Genomic DNA, 25,413 nt, shown 5'->3' on the forward strand with positions numbered 1-25,413 from the left:
AAGGTTTGAAATAATTACTTAATTTTATTCCAGCCTAAACTATGAATCGCATCGACCGCCTTTTTGGAATTTTAACTTTACTGCAATCGCGGAAATATATAAGCGCAGAAAAAATTGCCGAGCGATTCGATATGAGCGTTCGCACAGTATATCGTGATATTAAAGCTTTAGGCGAACAAGGCATTCCTGTAAGCTTCGAGCAAAACAAGGGGTATTTTTTGGTTCAGGGTTATTTTCTGCCACCAGTTTCTTTTAATATGGCTGAAGCAAACGCCCTTTTATTAGTAGAAAGCTTGGTTAATGGTTTTGCCGATAATTCCATTCGCTCACATTATTCATCAGCGTTAACAAAGGTAAAGGCTGTTTTAAAAACCAGTCAGAAAGAAAAACTGGAAACCATGAACCAGCACATCAAATTGCAAGTTCCAGAACGATTATCTTTCAATTACGAATACCTGTCATTAATACAAAATGCTATTTCCGATAAGCAAATGATCGAATTAGATTATAAAAATGCAAAGGAAGAAATAAGCAAACGCCAAGTAGAACCAATAGGCTTAATCTTTTATGCTTTTAGCTGGCATTTAATTGCCTGGTGTCATTTCAGAAACCAATATCGCGATTTCAACCTAACACGGATTATTTGTCTTAAAAACCTGGAAAAATCCTTCTTAAAAACTGAGCATATGCCACTGAGCGATTATATGAGTATGCTGCCTGTAAATTTCTAATTTATTTGAAAAGCAATCACAATAGATTGTAAGCGGTCTAGCCCTCGTTCCAAATCCGCTCGTGATGAAAAATTGAAATTCGGTTTTCTGCTAAGTAAGGTTTAGGTGGTACAAAATGGTAATTTCGGTTATAAACCAAACTAGCTAAATGCTCAGCAAAAACCACAGCTGCGCCTTTTCTAATTATATTTCGCTTTGCATTAAATATCTTACATAAATCCAACGCTTTAAAAATCTAAAAACTTAAATTTGCCACAACAAAAATCAAAATATAATGAGTTTCAGAATAGAACACGATACCATGGGCGAGGTTCAAGTGCCTGCCGACAAATACTGGGGTGCACAAACCGAACGCTCACGCAATAACTTCAAAATCGGTCCAGAAGGTTCGATGCCTAAAGAAATTATTCATGCTTTTGGCTATTTGAAAAAGGCGGCAGCTTTGGCTAATACCGAGCTTGGTGTACTTGCTGCAGATAAAGCAGAATTAATTGCAAAAGCGTGCGATGAAATTATTGCGGGTAAGTTAGATGATCAATTTCCATTGGTAATTTGGCAAACAGGTTCTGGTACGCAAAGTAACATGAACGGAAATGAGGTAATTGCAAACCGTGCTCACGTAATCAATGGTGGCGCATTGGCCGATGATAAAAAAGTGCTTCACCCGAACGATGATGTAAACAAATCGCAATCATCAAACGATACTTATCCAACTGCAATGCATATTGCAGCCTATAAATTAACGGTAGAAAATACCATTCCAGGTTTAACACATTTAAGAAATGCCTTAGCTAAAAAGGTCGAAGAATTTAGTTCGATAGTTAAAACTGGCCGTACCCATTTTATGGATGCTACGCCTTTAACTTTAGGTCAAGAATTTTCGGGTTATGTACAACAAATCGATAACAGCATCAGGGCTATTAAAAATGCTTTGGTAATGGTTGCCGAATTGGCTTTGGGCGGTACCGCTGTTGGTACAGGTTTAAATACACCAAAGGGTTACGATGTTTTAGTAGCTAAAAAAATTGCCGATTTAACAGGTTTACCTTTCGTAACTGCTCCAAATAAATTCGAAGCATTAGCCGCTCACGATGCAATGGTTGAGCTTTCTGGTGCTTTAAAACGTACTGCTGTTGCTTTAATGAAAGTTGCTAATGATGTACGTATGTTAAGTTCTGGCCCGCGTTGTGGTATTGGCGAAATCGTAATTCCCGATAACGAACCAGGTTCTTCAATTATGCCAGGAAAAGTTAATCCTACGCAACCAGAAGCGTTAACCATGGTTTGTGCTCAGGTTATAGGTAACGATGTTGCAGTTTCGGTTGGTGGTATGTCTGGCCATTTCGAGTTGAACGTTTTCAAACCATTAATCGCGGCAAACGTGTTACAATCGGCTCGTTTAATTGGCGATGCCTGCGTTTCTTTCACCGATAAATGTGCAGAAGGCATTACTGCTAACTTGCCCGAAATTGAGAAACACTTACAAAATTCGTTAATGTTGGTTACTGCTTTAAACCCTCATGTTGGTTATGAAAATGCAGCTAAAATTGCAAAGAAAGCACACAAAGAAAACAAAACTTTAAAGGCAGCGGCTGTAGAGTTGGGCTTATTGACCAACGAACAATTCGATGAGTGGGTTCGTCCGGAAGATATGGTTGGTAGCTTGAAATAACGCCATTAAGAAAGTAAAAACATGGTAATCCTAAGAGCATAGTCGAAGGATAAATGTTTTTACTTTCGACTTTGAATGAAAATTTTGGGTAAAGCAAAGACTGTAGTTTTTCGGATTCGATAGTCCGCTTTTTGCTTCAAGTTTTTGAATTTCTGAAATGCTGAGGAACGAAGCATCTGTTTCATACCTCAGCATTATAATATATTAACGGTTGCTACAACAAAAAGCTTTCCGCTACAATCGGGTTTATTTAACTCAAAACAGTGCTCGAATTTAAAATAGTTGCCCTGCTAAAAATGCAAAAGTCAAAAAACAAACATCGTGGTTTGAAAATCATCCATCTTTCCTCAAGGTTAAAGCCTTTGTACATCATTCTTTTTGCCTTTTCTGTTTTGCAGCTTGCCTGCTCTCCTCGTCCTAATATTCAGGGTAAAGGCGAAGCATTTATGCAAGGCATTTGGAACGAAGATTCAGTTGCTTTTAGCGATAAATTAAAAAACTATACCCAACATCACTTTAAATTTAGCTGCGATTCAGTTTATATAGATTTTGTAACGCATAGTAAAATTAATTTCTACGAAGATTCGTGCTATAACAATGGCGTTTGGAAAGAATATGCAAAAGGCGTCTATGCTGTAAAAGGCGATACCTTATTTGTTGGGGCAACTTTTACCTACGCCAACTATAAACAAAAAATATCGGGCTGTTATCGCATAGGCCGTTACGACCAAAATTTTCTCATTAAAAAACGTACTGCCGATTCCATTTTACTCGAAAGTTTGAGTGATCAACGAGAGATTAAACTTTCGTTTAAAGAAAAAATAACCTGCGTACAAAAAAAGTTATAAAAATGATATCATCAATTAAAAAGAAATTAGCTATTGCATTAGCGGTAGCATTATTGGCTTACATGCCAACTCAAGTTAAAGCCTGGGGCATGATCGGTCATCGTGTGGTTGGCGAAGTTGCCGATAGTTACCTGACACCGAAAGCTCGCAAAGCGATACAAGCTATTTTAGGTTCCGAAAGTTTAGCCATGTGTGCAAACTGGGGCGATTTCATTAAATCGGATTCTACTTATAACTATATGTATAACTGGCACTTTGTAAACCTTCCTGGAGGATTGGATAAACAAGCTGTTTTTAGTATTTTAGAAACAGAGAAGGCGCCAAACCTTTACAATAAAATAATCGATTTAACGGCGGTTTTAAAGAAAAAAAGCAGCACTGCATCCGAAAAACAATTAGCCTTACGCATGTTAGTACACATGGCAGGCGATTTATGTCAGCCTATGCATGTTGCTCACAAAGAAGATTTAGGTGGCAACAGGGTTTCTGTACTATGGTTTAATGAAAAATCTAATTTACACCGTGTTTGGGATGAGCAGTTAATCGAGTATCAGCAATTAAGTTATACAGAATATACGAAGGCAATCAATCACCCATCAGCAGTACAATTATATAATTGGAAAAATACCAGTTTAAAAGATTGCATTTACGAATCTTACACCGTTTGTGCTAAAATATACGATAAAACAAAACCTGATTCGAAATTAAGTTACCGCTATAACTTTGAGTGGGTTGATACACTTAATCAACAGCTTTTAAAGGGTGGTGTTCGTTTAGCAAAGATGCTGAATGATGTTTACGGATAGTTTCTCTAAAAAAAAATCCTCCAAATTCTGGGGGATTTTTCTTTTGCCCTTTGTAGCGTATTAATAATTTACTACGTTTAACTTATCAAATCTAATCAAATGAAAAAGCTATTATTAATGCTCGTAATCTGTACTGCACTATCGTGTAAAAAAGATGTAGACAAAACGCTTACCAGCACAAACTGGAAAATAGAATCGACTACCGTTACACCAGCAATGACGATTGGCACTAAAACAAGCTCAAACTATCTTGAATTAATGGGACCGAGTAGCTGCGACGCCACAATGACTATTTCGTTTGCAAAAGATGGTACTTTCACAGCGGGGTCGAATGGCGCATTATGCGATCTTTTCGTAATTAACAGAAGCGTTACAACCTGGAGAAGAGATGGCGACAAAATATTTTTATCATCATCGCCAAATTCACCATTAATATTAAAAGAAGGTAAACTTGTACAAACCGTAACTACCGCTCCCCAAGCTGGAATTGTTTATACTTTTGTTTACATCTATAAAGAGAAGTAAAAAAACTTTATTTATTATTTTAAGCGCCTATAATTTTGAAAATTTTAATGGTTTGTCTTGGCAATATTTGCCGTTCGCCACTTGCCGAAGGCATTATGCGCCATTTATCTGATGAACAAAATCTAAATTGGAAAATCGCATCAGCAGGTACAGGGAACTGGCATATTGGAAACGCACCTGATCATAGAAGTATTTCGGCAGCTAAATCTTTTGGCTACAACATCAGTAATCAGCGTGCGCAACAGTTTAGGCATAAAATGTTCGCCGAATATGATTTAATTCTGGTGATGGACAGAAATAATTTGAGGGATGTTCAAAATCTTGCAAAAAATGATTTAGAGCGGAAAAAGGTGAAGCTTTTTTTGGATAACGATGAAGTTACAGACCCATATTGGGATAACAGTCTGTTTAGCCCTGTTTGCCAACAAGTTGAAGAAAGATGTAAAGAAATTATCAAACAACTTTCTTAATTTAGGTTGATTCAAATCTCTAACCAACCATAATTATGAAAAAGATTCTTTCTTTTTGCCTGTTACTACTTGCCGTTACTTTCCTGCAAAGTTATATTTCAGCTAAAAAAACACCCAGGGTTTTAGTGTTCTCAAAAACTAAAGGTTTTCGACATGCTTCTATTGAAGCTGGAAAAATAGCTATTCAGAAATTAGGTGCTGAACATAATTTTACGGTGGACACCACTGAAAATGCAGCTTTATTTACAGAAGCAAACCTGAAGAAATATGCAACCGTTATTTTTCTGAGTACCACAGGTGATGTTTTAGATGATGCACAGCAAGCAGTTTTTGAACGTTACATACAAGCTGGAGGTGGTTACGTGGGTATTCATGCTGCAACCGATACAGAATACGATTGGCCTTGGTATGGTAAATTGGCTGGAGCTTATTTTTTAGATCATCCAGCGCAGCAAGATGCACGCTTTGTTATTATAGATAAAAAACATCCTTCAACAAAGTTTATGACCGATTCTGTTTGGATGCACAGGGATGAGTTATATAACTTTAAAAGTATCAATCCAGATATCAAGGTACTAATTACATTAGATGAATCTTCTTACAAAGGAGGTAAAAATGGTAAATTCCACCCATTTAGCTGGTACCACAATTTTGATGGTGGAAGAGCTTTTTATACTTCAATGGGGCACACCGAGGAAAGCTGGAAAGAAGATCGCTTTTTAAATCATTTATACGGTGGAATTGAATATGCCATAGGTAATCAAAAGAATCTGGATTATTCAAAGGCACATTCTAAGTTGCTTTAATTTTATTTGTGGGAGGTTTCTTGATCTCCCACAAATAAAAATTCAACTAGTAGAACAACTGAGATAGCACGTTCGAGGGTGTATCGGTAGCAGGTTTTAGCGCAGTAAATTTTGCAAGTTGAGCCACAGTTAAAGCTGCTCCCAATTTCGATTTTAATCCTGAAGCCAATTTTCCAAATTTACTTTGGTATGCAGCAGGATCAGTTTTTTTTGGTCGCGATAATGGTTGCTTTTTGAACTAAGAAATCTTTCACTATGGTAGTTACCGTAGGTTTTTGCGCTGGGGTTAAACTCAAGGCAGGTGTTAACTTACCTAAAATACCAGAGGTAAGACTTGTAGCATCAAAGCCTATTGCCGATGCAGCAGCTGAACCTACTTTACTTAAAATTCCTTGTGCGTTCGAAGCAAAATTTAAGCCCAATATAAGTGCGGATAAAATCAAAATTTTTCATTTTGTAAATTATTTTTACGAATATAGTAGATTTACACCTTTTAAGAATGAAGATTTTATTAAGATTTAATTTCTTTGGCGTTAACCAGGTATATGAAATTAAGCATACAAAAAGATGCCACTGCGCCAAAAGTATGCCATAAGAAATGTGTTCCCATTGGCAATATTTCCCACTTATCGGCAATACGGAAGGTTAGAGCGAATACAAATGCAATTAGTGCAAAACCCACCCACTTCCCGTTTTTCCAGTTGGTTTTAACCAAATAGCCAAAAACAGGAAATAAAACCAATGCAGCCATAAATGCATAATTTATATTAATGAATATTTGAAAGTTGCCTCCTGTAAATTCTTTTCTTAAGAAAAATTGAAACATCGCGTAGATAAAAACAATAAAAAAAGCAAAATACCATTTCGTTATTCTTGCCAAAAAATAGACTCCAGCCGATAGGCAGAGCAGCATAATTGGCAACCAATCCATCATAATAAATATTGGCCATCGCCTAAACCCATGGTAAGTTGTTCCGCCAATTCCACCGATATAAAGTAGTACCAAAACAAGACTCATGAAGGTGTGCTGCTTAAAACTACCCCCGATTTTAAAGGTAAAATAAACTGCTATGGCCAAAAAGAAACAACTGGTTATGGCATTTAAAGGCTCAGGGAATAGTTGATGAAGATTTGTTTCGGTGTACATGGTACCACCATCGGGAGGATTTTGAGTAAAAGCGTTCATAATGTAAGGATTTGATGGTTTTTGAATATTTGCAATCTGCATTTATAAAACAAATTTATTAGCCTTTTGAGTTCGGATTTTAAGTAAAAAATATGCGACTGTAGCTTAACGCAATCCTAACATTTATAGATTTTGTTTGTCTGCGGTCTAATTAAGGCCTATTTTGATTATCGATTTAAGCGTAGTATAGCCAATTGTTGTGAGTATTTAAAAAAGATGACAAACCTTTTTTTGATTGCTTGTGTTGAATTAGTACATCGAAACTATAAAAAATAAAAACATGAAAACTACAACAGCAGCCGCAGAGGTTTTAAACGATTTAGTTCAAATTAACAACGACCGTATAAAAGGTTATGAAAAAGCTCGTCAGGAATTAACAGATGGCGATGCGGATTTAAAATCTTTATTTTTAAATATGATTGAAGAAAGTCAGAAATATAAAATGGCTTTGGCTACAGAAATCGCAGCTTCTGGTGAAGACATTGATACTGGAACCACTACTTCTGGTAAAATTTACAGAGGTTGGATGGATGTTAAGGCTTTATTCACGGGTCACGATCGCCAGACTGTTTTAAATAATTGCGAATTTGGAGAAGATGCAGCTCAAAATGCATATAAATTGGCACTAGAAGAAGAGGAATTGCCTTCTAATATCAGGGAATTGATCTCCGATCAAAAAGCATCATTAAGAACTTCACATGATGAAATCAAAAGATTACGCGATTCACAATAGTGAATTAGCTTTTTAAATAGAAAACCCGCTTACTGAATTTCAATAAGCGGGTTTTTATTTGATTACTTTTTTGCAAGAATTTATGCCTCTAGTTCTCGATCTAAATGTTCCGTAACTCTTTGGATCGTATTATCAATCGTGTTACTTAAAATAGTTAAATAAGAGCCTTTCTTAGCAGTTTCAATTGCAATCTGCAAGCATTCAGTACTTTTATTGTTAATGATAATCTCTTTGTTCGGGTCTACTTCTTTAATTCCTTTTACCAATAAATCTACCAGTTCTTGTTGTTGGCGACCGCGTAAATATTTCTCCTGGCAAATATAGATTTTATCAAACATTTGTGCCGAAATTCGAGCCGTTTCCATAATGTCTTCATCTCGTCTATCGCCAGTTGCCGAAATAATACCAACGTGTTCAGTTGCTTCAACACTTTGTAAATAAGCTTTAATTCCATTAAAGCCATCAGGATTATGAGCAAAATCGACTAATACTTTAAATTCTTTAAACCTGAAAATATTCATCCTTCCTGGCGTATGCGCTGCCGACGGAATAAAAGTTTCGAGCGATAAGCGGATATCTTCTGGTTTGTAACCCCATAAATAGGTAGCCAAAGTTGCAGCTAAAACATTCTGAATCATAAAGTTTACGGAGCCACCAAAAGTTAGTGGAATATGCGTTGCTTTATCAACTCTTAATTTCCAATCGCCAGTTTTAATTGTGATAAAACCATTTTCATAAATAGCTGCAATACCACCTTTTCGGCAATGTTCCTTAATTACAGGATTATTTTCATCCATACTGAAGTAGGCAACATTACAACGGGCATCTCGTGCAATTTTAACGCAATAACCATTGTCGGCGTTCAATACAGCCCAACCTTTACGGCGCACAGCTCCAATAACTACAGCTTTTACTCTGGTTAAGTCATCAAGATTATGAATATCAGAAATACCTAAATGGTCTTCCTGAATGTTGGTCACCACGCCAATATCGCAAGCGTTAAAGCCTAAACCTGCCCTTAAAATGCCTCCTCTTGCTGTCTCCAAAACAGCAAACTCTACTGTTGGATCTTTTAAAATAAATTCTGCGCTTACCGGACCAGTTGTATCGCCTTTCATCAACATGGTGTTATGAACGTAAACGCCATCGCTGGTGGTAAAACCAACACGCTTACCGTTGCTGCGGATAATATGTGCAATTAAGCGGGTTGTTGTAGTTTTGCCATTTGTTCCCGTTACCGCAATAATTGGAATTTGTGATAATCTGCCTTGCGGATAAAGCATATCTACAACCGACGCTGCAACATTTCGAGGTAAGCCTTCGCTTGGTGCCAAATGCATTCTGAAACCAGGTGCAGCGTTAACCTCCAAAACAACACCACCATTTTCGGTAAGTGGTTGAGTAAGGTTTTGGGCCATGATATCAATTCCGCAAATATCCAATCCAATTACTCTGGAAATCCTTTCGCAAATAAAAATATTTTGGGGGTGAACAATATCGGTTACATCAATTGATGTTCCACCTGTACTTAAGTTTGCGGTAGATTTTAGGTAAACGATTTCGCCCTTTTCAGGAATCGTTTCTAATGTATATTCTTTTTTGGCTAGTAAATCTAACGTGTCTCTATCAACCGAGATTTCGGTAAGTACATTTTCATGCCCATAACCACGACGCGGATCTTCATTTTCTTTATCAATTAATTCCTGAATGCTGTGAATTCCATTTCCTCTTACATGGGCAGGATCGCGTTGCGCTGCTGCAACAACTTTATGGTCGATTACTAATATTCGAAAATCAAAGCCAGTAATAAACTTCTCGATAATAACCCTTCGAGAATAAGTCTTTGCATATTCAAAAGCAGCTTTTGCAGCCTCCATAGTTTTAACATTAATGGTTGCACCTTTACCGTGATTGCCATCCAAAGGCTTAAAAACTAATGGAAACCCAACTTTATTTACCGAAGCTTCCAGTTCATCTGGATTGGAAATGGTAACACCCGATGCCACAGGAATTGCTGCCTCCGTTAATAAGCGTTTGGTTTCTTCTTTATTACTTGCAATATCAACAGCAATACTGCTTGTTTTTTCCGTCATGGTAGCTCTAAAACGAACCTGGTTTTTGCCATAACCCAACTGCACTAACGAACTTTTATTAAGCCTAATCCATGGAATATTTCTGCTAACTGCTTCCTGCACAATTGAACCTGTACTTGGGCCAAGGGCTTCGAGTTCGCGGATTTCTTTCATCCTGCGGATATCGTGTTCTAAATCGTACTCTACATTATCAATTAAAGCCTGTGCAATTTTTACAGCTGCTTCTGCCGCATAAACACCTACCTTTTCTTCCAGATAACTAAAAACGACGTTATATATTCCTTCAGTTTTAGTTTGGCGGGTACGGCCAAAACCAGTTTCCATTCCAGCAATAGTTTGAATTTCTAACGCAATATGCTCTATTACGTGCCCCATCCAGGTTCCTTCTTTTACGCGAGTAAAAAATCCTCCTTCAACACCCTTCGAACAACGATGGCTAAACATACTGGGAAGCAATTTCTCAATTCGCTCACTAAATCCCTCAATTGTGTTCGTTGGTCTCTGCTCTAATTCCTCCAAATCTAGTCGCATTTGAATTAATTTTTTGCGACTTATTGACCAAATATTCGGCCCTCTTAGTACTTGTATGTTTGATATCTTCATGTAATGCTTTGTCGTTTTTTGTTAAACAAGGAATTGGGATTGCCTTTTTAGTTCAAATTTTGATAATGAAATTGATGATTGTAAATTATGCATTTATTTTGAAAGTAGATACTGCAAATACCTAAATCAAATATTTGATATAATTGTTTTATTTTCAGTATGAAGAGTAGCGAATTTTGACAGAATTATTTTAACGTTTGTTAATAAAGTGAATATTATTGACAAAAAAAGTCGTGTTTTTTATCATAAGCTGATATATTTGAGTTTTTTGATACAATAATAATACACAACAAATGGTTCCGAAAGGTAAACTCATCATTATTGGTGGTGCAATAAACACAGGCAGCTTTGCAGAAACGCAATTTGGATTGCCCGAAAACATGAATTTCTTTGAACGTGGGATTTTAAAAAGAATTACAACCGAATCGATAAAAGATATTGAATCACGTTTTGAAATTATCACTACAGCGTCTTTAATGCCTGAAAAAGTAGGTGAAGAGTATATTAAAGCCTATGCACAATTAGATGTTCATAATGTTGGTGTATTAAACATTGCAAATCGCGAAGATTCAAATTCGGAAGAAAATTGTGAGCGTATTAAAGCTGCCGACGTAATTATTTTTACGGGCGGAGATCAGCTACGCTTATCTTCAATTTTTGGTGGCACGAAAATCCATCAAATCCTTTTAGAAAAATATAAAAATGAATCTGTAGTAATTGCAGGAACTTCGGCTGGCGCAGCAGCAAGTTCTAAAAATATGATTTATCAGGGCAGCAGTAAAGATGCTTTACTTAAGGGCGAAGTTAAAATTACTGGTGGATTAGGGTTTATTGACGATGTCATTGTTGATACACACTTTGTTCAACGCGGAAGAATTGGCCGTTTATTATACGCAGCAGCAAGCAACCCAGGTATATTAGGTATTGGTTTAGGCGAAGACACAGGTTTATTTATCTCAGATGGACACATAATGGAGGCGATTGGCTCTGGAATGGTTATTTTGGTTGATGGCCGCCAGATGGCTGATACAAACTTAACTGATGTTGAAATGGGGCAGCCTGTATCGATAAAAAATATGGTGGTACATGTAATGTGCGATGGCGATGTTTATGATTTAACTGATCACAGTTTAGTTATTCACCATCCAAAAGTTATTCCAGCTGGGTAAGGCTTAAGTATAAAATTGATAGTAAGGCGAAAAACGCATTATGTTTCTATTCTTGATGTTGAAATCGCAATACTTAACCACTATATTTTGATGCTTATTATTTACGCCTCGATCCTAACAAAATGAAATTAATTATACACGGTGGCTTTTTTAGTGAATCATCCACCAACCAGGAAACAAAAAAAGCCAAACAAGATGCATTAGCACATATTGTTACGCTTGGTCACGAATATTTAAAAACCCATACTGCCCTCGAAACGGTTGTTTATACGGTTGCTTTGTTAGAAGATAACGAACTGTTTAATGCTGGTATTGGTTCTCAAATTCAAAGCGATGGTAAAGTGAGATTAAGTGCCGCTTTAATGGATGGTAAAACAGAGCAATTTAGCGGTGTAATCAATCTGGAAAATGTTAAAAATCCTATTGAAATTGCCAAAGAACTATTAACGTACGATGATCGTGTTTTGAGTGGTGAAGGCGCTCAGAATTTTGCCCGTAAAAATGGATTTGATTATTTTAGTCCAATTACTCCTCAACGTCAATCAGAGTACGAAGCGAAATTAAATCAACAAAATAATAAAGGAACTGTTGGCTGTGTCGCTTTAGATCACGATGGTAATCTTGCTGCTGCAACCTCTACTGGAGGAAAAGGCTTCGAAATTCCTTGTCGCGTTAGCGATTCTGCAACGGTAGCGGGTAACTACGCCAACCAATATGCTGGCATCTCTTGTACAGGTGTTGGCGAAGATATAGTAAGTGGCGCTTTAGCTGCAAAAATTGTAACCAGGGTAACTGACGGTTTTACTTTGAAAGATGCTTCGGATAAATCGTTTAACGAACTTAAAGCATTCGATGGCTTTGCTGGAGTAGTTGGAATCACTGCAAAAGGCGAAGTTTACCATTGTGATTCGCATCCATATATGGTTTGGGCCGCTTTTGATGTTAATTTACAGGTATTTAGCTAAAAATTGAATTAAAGTATTATTTTTGTTGCATGACTAAAATGGTTATGGCTTTTTTAAGCCTTTTTGCCTCTTTACAACTTTACGCACAAAATATAGATAAATCGGATAACCAGGAGCCTGGATTAGGTGGCAGCGCCATAAATATTGCGGTTTCTAAGTATGATTTGGCTGAAGGAAATAACTACTTTGAAGATGCAGAAGACCTAGAGAAAAAAGGTGATTTTAGTGAGGCTTTAACTCTATTTGGAAAAGCGGCTTTTGAATTTAATGCTGTAAAAAACTTTAATCTTTATTGCCAGGCGCTCATTAAAATGAGCAATATGCATTATCAGTTAGGTCGTTTTAGTGATGCAGAACAGATACTGTTGAATGTAGTTTTAAAAAATTACTCTAAAATGGGTAGTAGAGTTGGGCAAATGAATACCTATAATATTTTAGGTAAAGTTTATTTAGCCAACAACAAATACACACAATCTATGTGGTTTTACACACAACAAGGTATTCTAGCTAAGCAACTAAAAAGTAATACTTCATACATTGAATCTGTTTTAGGCCTTGTGCAGGTAAAAATTAAGAAGAAAGATTTTATACTCGCATCAAAAGATTTAAATCAAGCAGAACTTTTAGCAAGCTCGATCAAAAGCAATCAGTATAAAGCACAAATAAAAGATGCACGCGATGTTATCGCAAGCAAACTCTCTTCAAAGAAATAGTAAAACCTTCAATGTATTATAATTCACATTGAAGTTTAACTGATTTACGCTATTGCAAATTAATTTAACACTATTTAACATAGTCATAATTAGAGTGTAATCTTACTCCCAAATTCCTACTTAAAGTCTTCATTTTAAAACAAAAAGCTTACAATATCGTTATTTTCGAAGATTGATAAATAAAAAGCTTTTAGTTAGATTTGATACGTTTTAAAAAGAGACGGTAATAAAGCTGTCTCTTTTTTGTTTATTTGAGAAAATGGTATCATATTGGCTATATAGAATTAGAAATGGATTTTAAATTATTTAAAGAGATGTTGAAGAGAATATTTTTTGTACTTTTTACCGCTGCAGTATTAGCTTGCCAAGCGGCTCCTAAAACACAGCCTGTTGTTGATGGTGTTACCAATGTTAAACCAGATGAACAGCAGCAATTGGTTATTAGAGAAGTTGTTAATTTAATAGAAAGTTACAATTACAAGAAGCTGGAAATAAATGATTCCATTTCTTCACTAATTCTCGATAAGTATATCAAATCTTTAGATCAGGGTAAAAATTACTTTTTGGCATCTGATATTAAAGAATTTGAAAAATACAGATATTCTTTGGATGATGATTTCAAAAACGGCGATTTAAGTGCTCCATTTTATATCTATAATGTTTACGCAAAACGCCTAAACGAATATTTCTCTTACTCTTTAGCTCAAATTAAAAACAAATACGATTTTAATCAAACTGATTCTTACACTTATGATAGAGAGAAAATGCCATGGGCAGCTTCTATTACCGCTTTAAATGATACCTGGAAAAAACGTGTTAAGTACGAATTAATTAATCTGAATTTAGCGGGCACAGCAGCAGGTAAAAATGTAGAAACATTAACGAAGCGCTATCAAAATCTTCAATCGCAAACTGCTAAAACAAATAATCAAGATGTATTCCAAATTTTAATGGATGCATTTACAGAATCAATTGATCCACATACAAATTACTTTAACCCAGTAAATGCGGTTGCTTTCAACGAAGATATGTCTCGCTCTTTCGAAGGTATTGGTGCTCGTTTACAATTGGAAAACGAAGTTGTAAAAATTTCGGAAATTATTGCTGGCGGACCAGCTTTTAAAGATAAGCAATTAAGTCCTGGTGATAGAATTATTGCTGTAGCCCAAGGCGATGGCGAGTTTGTTGATGTTGTTGGCTGGAGATTAGATGCAACTGTAGCTAAAATAAAAGGCGCTAAAGGAACGAAAGTTCGTTTAAAGGTAATTCCTTCGGGCAAAGAAATGTCCTCTAAACCGTTAATCATATCATTAGTTCGCGATAAAATAGTTTTGGAAGAAACTTCTGCAAAAAAGAAAGTTAAAACCATAAATCAAAACGGTAAAGAATACAAAATGGGTATTATTACTTTACCTGCTTTCTATGCCGATTTTAAAGCTGCTAACGCTGGCGATAAAAACTACAAAAGCACAACCCGCGACGTTAGAAAACTAATCGACTCCTTAAAAACATTTGATAAAGTTGATGGAATTATAATGGATTTACGCGGTAACGGTGGTGGTTCTTTGGTTGAAGCTATTTCGTTAACAGGTTTGTTCATCGATAAAGGTCCTGTTGTACAGGTTAAAGATTTACGTAATAAAATTGAAGTTGATGAGGATGAAAATTCGGGCGTGGCTTGGGATGGCCCTTTCGGCGTAATGGTTGACCGTTTAAGTGCTTCAGCTTCTGAAATTTTTGCAGGTGCAATTCAGGATTATGGCCGCGGTATTATTATGGGTAGCCAAACTTACGGTAAAGGAACGGTTCAATCGTCTATCGATTTAAATAAGTTGGTTAATCCAAGTATGCTTCAAAGAATGGCTGCTATAGTAACTAAAAATAAAACGACTGGAACAGCTCCATCAGCTACAACTGCTGCCGATATTAACCTGGGTCAGATTAACCTAACTATGGCTAAATTCTATAGAGTAGCGGGAAGTAGTACTCAGCATAAAGGTGTAACACCAGATGTTGTATTCCCATCGGTATATCCAATGGATAAAATTGGTGAAGATACAGAACCATCTGCTTTGCCTTGGGATGTTATTCCAAGCTCGAACTTTAAAATGGTTGCGAATTTAACACCAGTTAAACCAAATCTGATTAAAAACAGCGAACAACGTATTGCTAATTCTTTGGATTTTAAATATCTGAAAGAAGATATTGCAGAAATGAAGAAACGTGATACGGAAGTATCGGTTACACTGAATGAAGCTAAGCTTAAGGCAGAACGCGAAGCACAAGAAATTAAATCTTTAGCCCGTGTTAACGAATTAAGAACAGCAAGAGGCTTGCCTACAATTAAAAAAGGCGATAAAGCAACTAAACAAGATGCTTTCGATTTTATTGAAGATGAATCTTTACATGTGATGGGCGATTTCATGCAGCAATCTGGCAACTACGTTATGAACCTTGGTTTAATGCCAAAGAATAACTAATCAGAGCATAATATAAAAGTAAAGCCGCTTAAGTGTAAACTTAAGCGGCTTTTTTATGTTTAATGATTAGAATAGAAATTATTTATTCAATGGCGAATTTGGTTCGTTTTGTCTGTTCATTTGCATCGCCATCATTTCTTTCATCGTTTTATTCATCCCTTCGGTGCTACCATCTAAAAAGATAATATTTCCTTCGCCATATTCTGCAAATTGTTTAATTGCTTCTGTCCACATAGTGAAAAGAATAACCGATGTATCTAAGTTAGCTTGTTGCATTTCGTGCGCAGCATTAGTCATACCCTTTGCCACCTCTTCTCTAAACAAAGCAATACCCTGACCGCGAAGTTGCGCCGCTTCGCGTTCTGCCATAGCTGCAATCTTAATTGCATTACCATCAGCTTCTGCACCCTTTGTTTTGGTAATTAATAAAGCCTGTCCTTCGTTTTCAGCAGCTGCTTTTAAGTTATTAGAAGCTACCACACGGCTCATTGAGCGCATAATCTCTTCATCAAAGGTAATGTCGTTTAACTGTAAATCCTGTAAGTGATAACCCCATCCATCTAAAACCTGATCGATTTGTTCCTTAACATGAAGTACAATTTCGTTGCGCTGAGCCAAAACATTAGCTTGCTTTTGTGTTGCAACATAAGCACGAATCGAACCTTCAATAGTTCTGATTAAGGCCTGCATTAAATTGGTTGCATCAACAAATTTAAAGGCAACATTTTTAATGGTTTCCTCATCCTGATTAACAACAGAGTACAAAAGCATCGCTTTGAAATAAACGTTTGCCTGATCTTGTGTAACAGCCTGAAAAGATAATTCTACAGAACGATTCTGAATCGAAATGCGTGAATAAATTTGCTCAATTAACGGGATTTTAAAGTTTAATCCTGGTCTTAACTGTCGCTGATATTTTCCAAAAACAGTAATTACAGCGATGGTTCCTTGTTTTACAGTTACGAATGAACTTAGAAGGATTATAACCCCGAAGATAATTAGAATGTAAATTGCGTATTGCATAATTAGATTTTTTTGATGAAGTTATAAAAAAAATCATACAAACTACATCCTGCTTTTTGTAGCTTTACTTAACTAACTAATTTTAACCATATGAAAAAAAGTATATTTCTTCCAGCGGCAGCTTTACTATTTTTAGCTGCTTGCCAGAATGATAAAAGCCATCAGGTTACTGAGGCAGACCAACGCACTGTGTTTTTTGATACAGCTGGAATGGATACAACTGTAAAACCAGGTGATAATTTTTTCCTTTATGCAAATGGAAAATGGATAAAAAACACTGAAATTCCGAAAACGGAAACTGGTTGGGGTTCATTTTATACTTTGTATAACGATAACCTTAAAAATTTAAAAGGTATTTTAGAAAATGCAGCTAAAGGAAATGCTGCAAAGGGAACAGCAGAACAAAAAGTTGGCGATTTTTATACCAGCGGAATGGATTCTGTTACCATCGAGAAATTGGGCATTGAACCAATTAAGCCTTTATTGTCGAAAATTGATGCAATTAAGAATGATAAGGATTTAATTAATTTTATTGCTGATGGTTATAAAAATGCAGAAGGCGATTTACTAGGATTTTCAGTTGAGCCAGATGATAAAATAAGTTCTAAAAATGCATTGGTATTCTCTCAGTCGGGGATTAATTTACCTGAAAGAAGTTATTACCTGGATCAGGATGATAAGGCAAAAAAGATAAGAAGTCAGTATCAAGCGTATATTTCTAAAATTTTTACACTTGCTGGCGATTCAGTTAATGGAGCTAAATATGCTAGCGATATACTAAAGCTCGAAACGGCTTTAGCACAATCGCACTTTACACCTGTAGAGCAACGCGACCCTCAAAAAAATTACAATAAATTCTCTGTCAGCGATTTCCAAAAGCAAGTGCCTAATATCGATTTTAAGTCCGTTTTAAGCAAATTAGGTGCTAGTGTAGATACTATAATTGTTCGTCAGCCGAAATATTATGTCGCTTTAGGTAATCTTATAAAAACACAACCAATCGCAATCTGGAAAGAAAAGCTAAAATTCGATGCATTAAATGAGAGTGCTTATGCGCTAACACAAAAGTTTAGAGATGCAAGATTTGAGTTTTTCGATAAAACACTTTCAGGTCGCCAATCTCAAACTGAGCGTTGGAAATCGATGGTTAATAACGCAGATAATAATCTTGGCGATTTGCTAGGCCAGTTGTATTCTGAGCAGTATTTTAAACCTGAGGCTAAAAAACGTATGCTTGAATTGGTTAATAACTTACAGAAAGTGTACGAGCAACGCATTAAAAATTTAGATTGGATGAGTGCTGAAACAAAGAAAAGGGCACTTGAAAAATTAAATGCTTTCGTTAAAAAAATCGGTTATACTGATAAATGGAAAAAGTACGATGATGTAGAGATCGCTAAAAATACCTTTTTTGCAAATCTTCAATCAGCTCAAAAAAATGCCTATAAAGAAATGATGGCTAAGTTGGGTAAAGCTGTAGATAAGAGCGAGTGGTTTATGACTCCGCCAACAGTAAATGCTTACTACAATCCAGCCTATAACGAAATTGTGTTTCCTGCGGGGATTTTGCAATTCCCTTTCTTCGCCTTCAATGCTGATGATGCCATTAACTATGGTGCAATCGGTGCTGTTATCGGACATGAAATGACTCATGGTTTTGATGATCAAGGTCGTCAATACGATGCTGTTGGGAATTTAAAAGAATGGTGGACTAAAGACGACGCTGCTAAGTTTAAAACTAAAGCAGATAAGGTAGAGCAGTTTTACAGCAAATTTGCGCTTCTTGATAACCAGCACGTAAATGGTGCATTAACTTTAGGCGAAAACTTGGCTGATATCGGTGGTTTAAATATCGCTTTTGATGCTTTTAAGCTGACCGAACAAGGAAAAGAAAATAAAAAAATTGATGGTTTTACACCTGACCAACGCTTCTTTTTAAGTTTTGCACAAGTATGGCGGATTAAGAATAGAGATGAGCGTATGCGTATGCGTTTAAAAGCAGATCCACATAGTCCTGAAATGTTTCGTGTTAATGGGCCAGTTTACAACATGGAGGCTTTTTATAAAGCATTCAATGTTCCTGCAACAGCGAAAATGTATATCGCACCAGAAAACCGATTGGGCGTTTGGTAATCTGAAGAAGTATCAATTGTTTAAGTTATTTGAGCCTGGTTTCAACAATTGAAACCAGGCTTTTTTGTGCAATTAAAACAAAAGTTAAAATCAGTTGTCTTAACATAATCAATTTAAAACCTATGAATGTAAAACGCACTTTCGGAACCATATTAACCATTTTAGGGGTAATAGCCCTTATATATGCTGGTTATGGGTTTGTCAATCACAGCCAACAAACACGTGGCTTAATGGTTTATGGAATAATAGGTCTGTTATTCTTTCTCTCAGGAATTGGTTTGGTGAAAAATACTAAGGATGAAGTTTAGTTATTCAGATAAATAATTGTCTGCTGGTAAAAAGAATATTTTAAATAATATTTATCATATTTGATTTATCCCTTATTGTTGCAATTCACTCATCCCAAGAATAATTAAAATTTAATTATGGGGAAAGAAGCGCATTACAAATTAATTACCGAAAGAATACGTTTAAGGCGTATAGAACTCGAATTTAGCCAGGAGTATATGGCTGAACAGTTGGATATCTCACAAAATACATATCTAGAAATGAAAGGGATATCAGAAATGTTCCCTTAAAGCGGGGACTTCAAATTGCTGTTTTATTAAAACTTGATATCTTTGAAGTTTTAAAGGTGTAAGGATTTATTTCCGCTTTATAAATTTCCTCGATAAAATATAAAGGATTACTACAGCCCCGATAGCAAGCCCAAGATAAGAACCATCTTTAAAGCTTTCAGCTTTGGTAGATTGAAGTATAATAAGAATCATTATTGTTTTTTCTTGTGTTTAATAATTTGAAATTGGCTAAAAGCAACTAAACAGCCCGCTATTATAATAATTCCAGCCGATAATAAGTTTTTCGGATTTTGGTTAATGTAGTAAGCGGCCATTAACACCAAAAATGCTGCTGCAATACCAATTATATAATGAAGTATTAATCCCTTTTTCATTTGTTAAAATTTTATCTTCAATTGTGCTAACTAGAATTTAAAAACCAAAGATTCTGAAATAAATTAAAATAGATGTAATAGAAGATTAATCTTTCAAAGTAATTTTATTATTCTCGAATTTTAACTGGTGACCAATAAAATCTTCATCTGTGAGTTGTTTTATCCTTTTAAAAGCAGCAAAGCTATCATCAACTGTTAATCGACTTACTTTGTCCTGCTTAATTGAAACCACGTTTGCAGATAGAAAATCGCCTTTGCCGTTTACTTTAAGCTGAAGTAAAGGTGCAATTCCATTATTACCTTTTAGGCTAAACATTCCATAAGTGCAAAAATTCCCCAGGCTATAAGCAATAAATTTATTCTTGTAAACTTCAACTGCACGGGTTACATGAGGCCCATGGCCTAAAACTACATCAGCCCCTGCATCTATAACTGCGTGCGCAAAAGCATAAACGTTGCCACGATTTTCTTTGTAAAAAACCTCATTCTTACGTGTTACGTGCTCAAATCTTGCTCCTTCGCCGCCGCCATGAAAAGAAACAATTACTAAATCTGTCATCGTTTTTAATCGGGCAACAAGCGCCTTTGCACTATCGATTTTGTTAATCGACACCGTATTTTCATTTGGTGCAAATGCACAAAATGCATACTTCACGCTATCTTTTTCAAAAATCTCGAAAGGTTTATTAAGTTGTCCGGCATAATGAATTTGCAGGGAATCTAAAATTCTGGCTGTATTTTTACGTCCTTTGGCATCAAAATCGCCTACATGGTTATTAGCAATACTTAATACGTTAAAGCCAGCTTTTTTGTAAATACCTGCATAACGTTCGGGCATGCGGAAAGCATAACAGTTGTTCGGGTTAATGCCATTACATTTATTAGAATTTCCAGAATTTAAAAAACAACCTTCTAAATTTCCAAAAACGATATCGCCTTTTAGCAAGCTATCTACAGCTTCAAAACTATTTACAGCATCATCTGGTGGCAGGTTTGTTTTTGATGGAAAAGCCGATCCAAGCATAATATCGCCCACGGCAGTAATTGATATGGTATCTTTCAGCTTCCTGATTATTGTATCTTGTTTTACTACAGCAACTTTAACCTGTGCACTGTTGCTGGTACAACTAATAAATACGATTATTCCAATGGAGGATAAAATTATGCTTTTTAAAAATTTCATTTAAATCTATATGGTATAAAAAAATCCTCCAAAATTTCTTCAGGAGGATTATATCTATTTAATCAATAATCGTAAATCTACGATTTTCAATTTTCTATTCAACTGTAAAATCTTTTTTAAACGATTCTAAAATACGGCCACCCTTGTAAAAATAACGGCTGTAATAAGGCTCATTTAAATTGCTAATTACAACACCACGAGAACTAGATGCGTGTGCAAATCTATTATCGCCTAAGTAAATACCAATATGAGAAATGCTTCTGCTTTTTATCTTGAAGAAAACCAAATCACCCTCTTTTAAATCTTCTTTAGATAATGGATCAACCATGCTAAAAATATCTCTTGAGTTTCTTCTAATAGTAGTGTTGAAAACTTTATCGTAAATCGCTTTAGTAAAAGCCGAACAATCTATCCCTTTTTTTGTATTTCCACCGAAACTATAAGGGGTTCCAATCCATTCGTAAACAAACTTGTATAGTTTTAAGTTAGAAGTCGCATCAACGGCAACACCCATAACTTGAGAAAAATACTGTGATGCTAAATTGTCAGGGTCTGTTAATTCTTTGCCTGTTTCTTTTGTTTTTGTTTGCGCAAATGCGGTAGAGAGCGTGCAAATAGCGATTAGGGATGAAAACAAAAATTTTTTAATCATGTTATACAGTTATGTTTGGGTATTCACTTACACATTAACGTAAACCACATGGGCTTATTGTTGGCTGCCAAAAGTATTAATTATACAAATGTTATCCAAATGTTAGATGTTAAAAAGTGAAAGTTATTAACATTTTAACGATGTCGAGCTGAAAACAGCTCGTTTTTGAACGATTTTTCTTTTGAAAAGGAAATCCTGTAAAACATCAGAAAAATCTCATCTAGCGTGTTGTTAAACAATGGATTATAAAAAGATATTAAACAGGCTCAAGGTGATTCAAGTTTGCGTAAATAGCATGGTGTTATTTGCCAATTGCAATAATTCTATAAAACTAATTTGGAATTTTAAGTTACAACCTCCAGGCCAAATTTAACTAAGCTCGACAACAGCAATTATACTTTTTTGTTGTGTAACTAAAATTTCTGCAGAAATATTACCAAAAAAGATAATGCGTATGGCGGGACTGCGTTAACCGAAAAGCATCTGCAATTGCCTTTCTTTAAATATTTATAATTAGGAGTAAAGGTGGTTTTACAGAATTAAATTTCCCGATAAATTGAATCTATAATGCGATAACTTGCGAAGTTTGAAATCTATAAAATCGGTGTTTTGACAGAAATAGGTAGGATTTAACTTATTTAATTGTAAAACAAGTGTTAAATATAATATCGGGCCAAATAACATGATGTTTTTACACTAAAAAGTGCCAAAAATTACAATAAAAAAATTAGATTTGCTGTCGCAAAAAAACAAATACCATAAAATGAGTGCAGTAGAAATAAATAAAGATACTTGGTTAAAGTGGTTCGAATCGATGTTGCTTATGCGTAAATTCGAGGAGAAAACTGGCCAGTTATACGGACAACAAAAAATACGTGGCTTTTGTCATTTATACATTGGACAAGAAGCTGTAGTTGCAGGCGCTATATCTGCAATGCAAAAAGGTGATTCGATGATTACAACTTACCGTGATCACGCTCATGCTTTAGCTTTAGGTGTAAGTGCTGATAGCATTATGGCTGAAATGTATGGTAAAGCTACAGGTTGCTCTAAAGGTAAAGGTGGTTCGATGCACATGTTTAGCAAAGAACATAACTTTTATGGTGGCCATGCAATCGTTGGAGGTCAGATTCCATTAGGTGCTGGTGTTGCTTTTGCAGAAAAATACAAAGGAACAGATAATGTTAATATTTGTTATATGGGCGATGGCGCTGTACGCCAGGGTGCATTAAACGAAACTTTTAACATGGCTATGTTGTGGAAATTGCCAGTAATTTTTGTTTGTGAAAACAATGGTTACGCAATGGGTACTTCGGTACAACGTACCACCAACATGACTGATATTTATAAAATTGGTTTAGGTTTTGATATGCCATGTGCGCCAGTTGATGGTATGGACCCAGTTGCGGTACATAATGCAATGGATGAAGCGATTCAACGTGCTCGTAAAGGTGAAGGACCAACTTTCTTAGAAATGAGAACTTACCGTTACCGTGGTCACTCAATGTCTGATCCAGCTAAATATCGTACTAAAGAAGAATTAGAAGATTACAAAGCAAAAGATCCTGTAGAGCATGCAAGAGAAACTATTCTTAAAGAAAAGTATGCTGATGAAGCTTGGATTGAAGAAGTAGAAACTAAAGTTAAGGCAATTGTAGATCAGGCTGTAAAATTTGCAGAAGAGTCTCCTTGGCCAGATGCATCGGAGTTATATAAAGATGTATATAAGACTGAGAACTACCCTTACGTAATGGACTAATTTTATAAAAGATTTCAATTAATTAGATATAATGGCTGATGTAATTAAAATGCCCAAAATGAGCGACACCATGACCGAAGGGGTTTTGGCGAAGTGGCACAAAAAAGTAGGCGATAAAGTGAAAAGCGGCGATGTTTTAGCAGAAGTAGAAACTGATAAAGCAACAATGGATATGGAATCTTACTGGGATGGCGTTCTTTTATACGTAGGTGTAGAAGAAGGAACAGCTGTACCAGTTGATGCTATTATGGCCGTTATTGGTAAAGAAGGCGAAGATTACAAAGCAGCATTAGAAGCTGAAAAAGGTGCCGAAGCTCCAAAAGCTGAAAGCACTGATGCGCCTAAGGCTGAAGATAAAAAAGAAGAAGCTGCACCTGCACAAGGTGGTGGTTTAAGCGAAGAAGAATTAGCTGCAAAAGGTGTTACGGTTATACGCATGCCTTTGTTAAGCGATACGATGACTGAAGGCGTTATTGCTGAGTGGCATAAAAAAGTTGGCGATAAAGTTAAAGATGATGATGTTTTAGCTGATGTAGAAACCGATAAGGCAACTATGGAAGTTATGGGTTATGCAACTGGAACTTTATTACACATTGGTGTAGAAAAAGGTTCGGCAGCTAAAGTAAACGGCATTATTGCTATTGTTGGTCCAGAAGGAACTGATGTTAGTGGTATTTTAGCGGGAGGCTCTGCTCCAGCGGCTAAAGCTGAAAGCAAAGAAGAGGCTCCGAAAGAAGAAAAGCAAGCTACAACTGCTGATGCAGGTTCATCTGCTCCTGTAGCAGAAAGCTCATCATCATCATCTGATAGCCGCGTAAAAGCATCTCCTTTGGCTAAAAAAATAGCTAAAGATAAAGGGATCGATTTATCGCAAGTTGCGGGTAGTGCAGAAGGTGGTCGTATCATTAAAAAAGATATTGAAAACTTTAAACCAGTTGCTGCGCAAGCAGAAAGTGGAAAGCCTAAAGCTGAAAGCGCTGGTAGTCCAGCTGCCGCCCCAGTTATCCCAACATTTGTTGGTGAAGTTAAATTTACTGAACAACCAGTTTCGCAAATGCGTAAGGTAATTGCAAAACGTTTGGCTGAAAGTTTATTTACTGCTCCACATTTCTACTTAACTGTAAGCATTGATATGGATAATGCAATGGCTGCTCGTACTGCAATCAATGCAGTTGCTCCAGTAAAAGTTTCATTCAATGATTTAGTAATAAAAGCGGTTGCTGTTGCATTGAAAAAACACCCAGCTGTTAACTCATCATGGGGTGGCGATAAAATCCGGTTCAATGAGCATACTAACATCGGCGTTGCTATGGCTGTTGAAGATGGTTTATTAGTACCTGTTGTGCGTTTTGCTGATGGTAAATCTTTATCTCACATCTCTGCTGAAGTAAAAGATTTCGGTGGTAAAGCAAAAGCTAAAAAATTACAGCCTGCAGATTGGGAAGGTTCTACTTTCACCGTTTCTAACTTAGGTATGTTTGGTATTGATGAGTTTACATCAATTATTAACTCTCCTGATGGTGCAATTTTATCTGTTGGTGCAATTCAAGCTGTTCCTGTGGTTAAAAATGGTGCTGTTGTACCTGGTAACGTTATGAAATTGACCTTAGGTTGCGATCACCGCGTTGTTGATGGTGCAACTGGAGCACAATTCTTACAAACGTTAAAAGGTTTATTAGAAGAGCCTATTAGATTATTAGCATAGTCTAGTTATCCTGAACTGGCTTGCGTTGAGCCAAACTTAGGATTTTTAATAATATTTAAGCCATTTCTGAAAAGAAATGGCTTTTTTAGTTTAACAGTTATCCTAAATAAAATCTCCCGAAGATTAAGTTGATTCGCGCAGGGAAAATCGAATTTGGAAAGCTTAAATATTAACTTTAGCTGCTGATTGAATAAAATATTTGTGAA

At 36.0% G+C, this 25,413-nt stretch carries 23 protein-coding genes; 16 read left to right on the forward strand and 7 right to left on the reverse strand.

The features are described from left to right. The first annotated feature begins 41 nt into the window (after nucleotides 1-41). The 7 genes from ABD692_RS19695 (at nucleotide 42) to ABD692_RS19725 (ending at nucleotide 5,858) form a co-directional block, all read left to right on the forward strand. The gene (locus ABD692_RS19695) at nucleotides 42-731 is read left to right on the forward strand and encodes a helix-turn-helix transcriptional regulator (RefSeq protein ID WP_344769718.1); all 690 of its coding nucleotides are present in this window, start codon (nucleotides 42-44) and stop codon (nucleotides 729-731) included. 274 nt (nucleotides 732-1,005) lie between these two features. Next, entirely contained in the window at nucleotides 1,006-2,403 is a 1,398-nt protein-coding gene (fumC, locus tag ABD692_RS19700; RefSeq protein ID WP_344769720.1) for a class II fumarate hydratase, read from the forward strand. A 296-nt stretch (nucleotides 2,404-2,699) separates the two neighbouring features. After that, nucleotides 2,700-3,251, forward strand: a complete 552-nt coding sequence (locus ABD692_RS19705; protein ID WP_344769722.1) for a fumarate hydratase — start codon at nucleotides 2,700-2,702, stop codon at nucleotides 3,249-3,251. A 2-nt stretch (nucleotides 3,252-3,253) separates the two neighbouring features. Next, nucleotides 3,254-4,057, forward strand: coding sequence for a S1/P1 nuclease (locus ABD692_RS19710; RefSeq protein WP_344769724.1), 804 nt, complete (start codon nucleotides 3,254-3,256; stop codon nucleotides 4,055-4,057). A gap of 99 nt (nucleotides 4,058-4,156) precedes the next feature. After that, on the forward strand, nucleotides 4,157-4,582 hold the full coding sequence (locus tag ABD692_RS19715) for a hypothetical protein (RefSeq protein WP_344769726.1): 426 nt from the start codon (nucleotides 4,157-4,159) through the stop codon (nucleotides 4,580-4,582). Nucleotides 4,583-4,617: 35 nt separating this feature from the next. Beyond that, nucleotides 4,618-5,052, forward strand: a complete 435-nt coding sequence (locus ABD692_RS19720; protein ID WP_344769728.1) for a low molecular weight protein-tyrosine-phosphatase — start codon at nucleotides 4,618-4,620, stop codon at nucleotides 5,050-5,052. Nucleotides 5,053-5,087: 35 nt separating this feature from the next. Next, complete coding sequence (locus ABD692_RS19725; protein ID WP_344769730.1) at nucleotides 5,088-5,858, forward strand: ThuA domain-containing protein; 771 nt, start codon at nucleotides 5,088-5,090, stop codon at nucleotides 5,856-5,858. Nucleotides 5,859-6,058: 200 nt separating this feature from the next. Here the strand turns inward: ABD692_RS19725 and ABD692_RS19730 are convergent, their stop codons facing one another. Together ABD692_RS19730 and ABD692_RS19735 are read right to left on the reverse strand one after the other, a co-directional pair. Next, complete coding sequence (locus ABD692_RS19730; protein WP_344769732.1) at nucleotides 6,059-6,301, reverse strand: hypothetical protein; 243 nt, start codon at nucleotides 6,299-6,301, stop codon at nucleotides 6,059-6,061. 68 nt (nucleotides 6,302-6,369) lie between these two features. Next, a complete protein-coding gene (locus ABD692_RS19735; RefSeq protein WP_344769734.1) occupies nucleotides 6,370-7,086 on the reverse strand; it encodes a hypothetical protein in 717 nt (238 codons plus the stop codon). A gap of 238 nt (nucleotides 7,087-7,324) precedes the next feature. Here ABD692_RS19735 and ABD692_RS19740 point away from each other — a divergent pair, with 238 nt between their 5' ends. Further along, nucleotides 7,325-7,777 (forward strand): ferritin-like domain-containing protein, encoded by a 453-nt coding sequence (locus tag ABD692_RS19740; protein WP_344769736.1) that lies wholly within the window; start codon nucleotides 7,325-7,327, stop codon nucleotides 7,775-7,777. A gap of 80 nt (nucleotides 7,778-7,857) precedes the next feature. Here ABD692_RS19740 and cphA read toward each other — a convergent pair whose 3' ends face one another. Next, nucleotides 7,858-10,473: a cyanophycin synthetase gene (gene cphA, locus ABD692_RS19745; protein WP_344769738.1), complete on the reverse strand. Its 2,616-nt coding sequence runs from the start codon at nucleotides 10,471-10,473 to the stop codon at nucleotides 7,858-7,860. A 293-nt stretch (nucleotides 10,474-10,766) separates the two neighbouring features. Between cphA and ABD692_RS19750 the strand changes: the two genes are divergently transcribed. The 4 genes from ABD692_RS19750 to ABD692_RS19765 all read left to right on the forward strand — a co-directional run bounded on the left by ABD692_RS19750 (nucleotide 10,767) and on the right by ABD692_RS19765 (nucleotide 15,800). Further along, entirely contained in the window at nucleotides 10,767-11,642 is an 876-nt protein-coding gene (locus tag ABD692_RS19750; RefSeq protein ID WP_344769741.1) for a cyanophycinase, read from the forward strand. 122 nt (nucleotides 11,643-11,764) lie between these two features. Further along, nucleotides 11,765-12,607 (forward strand): isoaspartyl peptidase/L-asparaginase, encoded by an 843-nt coding sequence (locus ABD692_RS19755; RefSeq protein WP_344769743.1) that lies wholly within the window; start codon nucleotides 11,765-11,767, stop codon nucleotides 12,605-12,607. Nucleotides 12,608-12,636: 29 nt separating this feature from the next. After that, the gene (locus ABD692_RS19760; RefSeq protein ID WP_344769745.1) at nucleotides 12,637-13,320 is read left to right on the forward strand and encodes a hypothetical protein; all 684 of its coding nucleotides are present in this window, start codon (nucleotides 12,637-12,639) and stop codon (nucleotides 13,318-13,320) included. A gap of 290 nt (nucleotides 13,321-13,610) precedes the next feature. After that, entirely contained in the window at nucleotides 13,611-15,800 is a 2,190-nt protein-coding gene (locus ABD692_RS19765) for a carboxy terminal-processing peptidase (protein ID WP_344769747.1), read from the forward strand. A gap of 78 nt (nucleotides 15,801-15,878) precedes the next feature. Here ABD692_RS19765 and ABD692_RS19770 read toward each other — a convergent pair whose 3' ends face one another. Continuing rightward, complete coding sequence (locus ABD692_RS19770; protein WP_316762913.1) at nucleotides 15,879-16,823, reverse strand: SPFH domain-containing protein; 945 nt, start codon at nucleotides 16,821-16,823, stop codon at nucleotides 15,879-15,881. A 90-nt stretch (nucleotides 16,824-16,913) separates the two neighbouring features. On the opposite strand from ABD692_RS19770, the gene ABD692_RS19775 reads away from it, so the two are divergent. Continuing rightward, nucleotides 16,914-18,956: a M13 family metallopeptidase gene (locus tag ABD692_RS19775; RefSeq protein ID WP_344769751.1), complete on the forward strand. Its 2,043-nt coding sequence runs from the start codon at nucleotides 16,914-16,916 to the stop codon at nucleotides 18,954-18,956. Between the two features lie 122 nt (nucleotides 18,957-19,078). Continuing rightward, nucleotides 19,079-19,264 (forward strand): hypothetical protein, encoded by a 186-nt coding sequence (locus ABD692_RS19780; RefSeq protein WP_316762905.1) that lies wholly within the window; start codon nucleotides 19,079-19,081, stop codon nucleotides 19,262-19,264. A gap of 461 nt (nucleotides 19,265-19,725) precedes the next feature. Here the strand turns inward: ABD692_RS19780 and ABD692_RS19785 are convergent, their stop codons facing one another. The 3 genes from ABD692_RS19785 to ABD692_RS19795 form a co-directional block, all read right to left on the reverse strand. Beyond that, a complete protein-coding gene (locus ABD692_RS19785; RefSeq protein ID WP_316762899.1) occupies nucleotides 19,726-19,908 on the reverse strand; it encodes a hypothetical protein in 183 nt (60 codons plus the stop codon). Nucleotides 19,909-19,993: 85 nt separating this feature from the next. Beyond that, the gene (locus ABD692_RS19790) at nucleotides 19,994-21,091 is read right to left on the reverse strand and encodes a CapA family protein (protein WP_344769754.1); all 1,098 of its coding nucleotides are present in this window, start codon (nucleotides 21,089-21,091) and stop codon (nucleotides 19,994-19,996) included. 94 nt (nucleotides 21,092-21,185) lie between these two features. Continuing rightward, nucleotides 21,186-21,743, reverse strand: a complete 558-nt coding sequence (locus tag ABD692_RS19795) for a C40 family peptidase (protein ID WP_316762894.1) — start codon at nucleotides 21,741-21,743, stop codon at nucleotides 21,186-21,188. A gap of 763 nt (nucleotides 21,744-22,506) precedes the next feature. On the opposite strand from ABD692_RS19795, the gene pdhA reads away from it, so the two are divergent. Continuing rightward, complete coding sequence (gene pdhA, locus ABD692_RS19800; protein ID WP_316762891.1) at nucleotides 22,507-23,502, forward strand: pyruvate dehydrogenase (acetyl-transferring) E1 component subunit alpha; 996 nt, start codon at nucleotides 22,507-22,509, stop codon at nucleotides 23,500-23,502. 31 nt (nucleotides 23,503-23,533) lie between these two features. After that, on the forward strand, nucleotides 23,534-25,207 hold the full coding sequence (locus ABD692_RS19805; RefSeq protein ID WP_344769757.1) for a pyruvate dehydrogenase complex dihydrolipoamide acetyltransferase: 1,674 nt from the start codon (nucleotides 23,534-23,536) through the stop codon (nucleotides 25,205-25,207). The last annotated feature ends 206 nt before the right edge of the window (nucleotides 25,208-25,413 follow it).

The sequence above is a fragment of the Pedobacter ginsengiterrae genome (assembly GCF_039537385.1).
GTDB lineage: Bacteria > Bacteroidota > Bacteroidia > Sphingobacteriales > Sphingobacteriaceae > Pedobacter > Pedobacter ginsengiterrae.